This is a genomic window from Roseivirga seohaensis subsp. aquiponti, from assembly GCF_001267955.1.
Classification (GTDB): Bacteria; Bacteroidota; Bacteroidia; order Cytophagales; family Cyclobacteriaceae; genus Roseivirga; species Roseivirga seohaensis.
On record NZ_JSVA01000042.1, the window covers coordinates 1 to 1,479 of the forward strand.

A 1,479-nucleotide genomic window follows, 5' to 3' on the forward strand; every position below is an offset into this window, starting at 1 on the left:
GTATCGTCCTGAAATAGGTTGACTATAATCTTATGGAAAAGTCAACTAAAAACAGGACACTTAAGAAGCCAGATTATTACTCAGAAGAGTTCAAATGGCAAGTTGTGCAAGATGTATTATTTGGCCGTTTGACAAAAGAGGCCGCCCGCAGGGCATATAATATATCAGGTAACTGTACTATTTTGTATTGGATGCGTAAATTCAGTGGTATTGATGATTACCGGGCTGGTGGACAACCAGTCACTGACTTATCGTGTATGTCTAAAAACAAGAAGGAAATAGAACTACAAGAGCGAATAAAGCATCTGGAAGTTGAATTGAGACGAGAGAAGCTACGTGCTGATCTTTGGCAAAAGATGGTAGAAGTGGCCGAAGAAGACCTTAAGGTACCTATCGAAAAAAAGTATGGAGCCAAGCAGTTGACAGACTCAAGTCAGAAAGGGGAAGAGAAATGAATGTATCAGAAGCATGTCAGTTGCTTGGCTACTCCAAACAGGCATATTATAAAAAGATCAAGATTGCAGAGAACAGGGCATTGAAGGAATACCTGACCATTGAGCTGATCCGAGAGAAGCGCAAAATATGGAAGCAGGGAAGTGGCAGGAACTTACTTACCTGTTTACGCCCAGAGCTCAATGCTCATGGGATTAAAATAGGACGTGACAAGTTCTTCGATCTCTTGGGGCGACATAACCTGTTGATCAAATACAAAAGTAAAAGGGCTATTACGACCAACAGCTACCACTTTTATAAACGCTACCCCAACTTGATAAAAAACATTATTCCCGATAAACCCAATCAAATATGGGTGAGCGACATAACTTATGTATGGACAAGGCAAGAAGAAAAGTTCTTGTACCTTTTCTTGATTACAGATATGTACTCGCGCAAAATAGTGGGGTATTGTATATCGAAGAGCCTTAAGGCCAAAGGTGCCGTAAAAGCGCTTAAAAAAGCCCTTATACAAATGGAACAAACTGGTTTTGAATCATTGACACACCATTCCGACCGTGGCATTCAATATTGCTGTCATCAATATACCGGCATTTTAAAAGCCAATAGTATCAGTATAAGCATGACCGAGAGTAGCGATCCACTCGAGAACGCAATTGCCGAGAGAGTAAACAGAACAATCAAGCAAGAGTTCAGTAACAACTACAGATCAGGGTATGCTTCAATAAGAGAGGCCCGGATGAAAATCAAACAAAACATTGAGTTTTATAACCAAATAAGACCTCATAGAAGTATTGAGATGTTAACCCCTAATGAAGCCCATAAAACACAAGGCCACTTAGAGAGAAAATGGAAAAACTATAAATCATTTAAATCACTAAATTGAGTCAACCTATTTCAGGACGATACACACCGTGGGCTTATGGCTCACGGCCGTCTACTCGATTGGCAAACGTTATTTATTAATCGACACAATTTCAGGCCCGTATGAATAAATTGATAGGTCCTTGTTTTGAGTAACGAAAG

General features: G+C 40.0%; 2 protein-coding genes. Both read left to right on the plus strand.

Annotated features, from left to right (window positions below; all coding sequences use genetic code 11):
• Nucleotides 1-32: 32 nt before the first annotated feature.
• Nucleotides 33-455 (plus strand): hypothetical protein, encoded by a 423-nt coding sequence (locus OB69_RS18120; protein WP_053225167.1) that lies wholly within the window; start codon nt 33-35, stop codon nt 453-455.
• A complete protein-coding gene (locus tag OB69_RS18125; RefSeq protein WP_053225168.1) occupies nt 452-1,339 on the plus strand; it encodes an IS3 family transposase in 888 nt (295 codons plus the stop codon). Before OB69_RS18120 ends, OB69_RS18125 begins: the two co-directional genes overlap by 4 nt.
• Nucleotides 1,340-1,479 lie beyond the last annotated feature (140 nt).

Excerpts from the sequence above, each read along its gene's own strand:
- OB69_RS18120 (WP_053225167.1), top strand. The coding sequence starts at position 33 with ATGGAAAAGTCAACTAAAAACAGGACACTTAAGAAGCCAGATTATTAC.
- OB69_RS18125 (WP_053225168.1), top strand. The coding sequence starts at position 452 with ATGAATGTATCAGAAGCATGTCAGTTGCTTGGCTACTCCAAACAGGCA.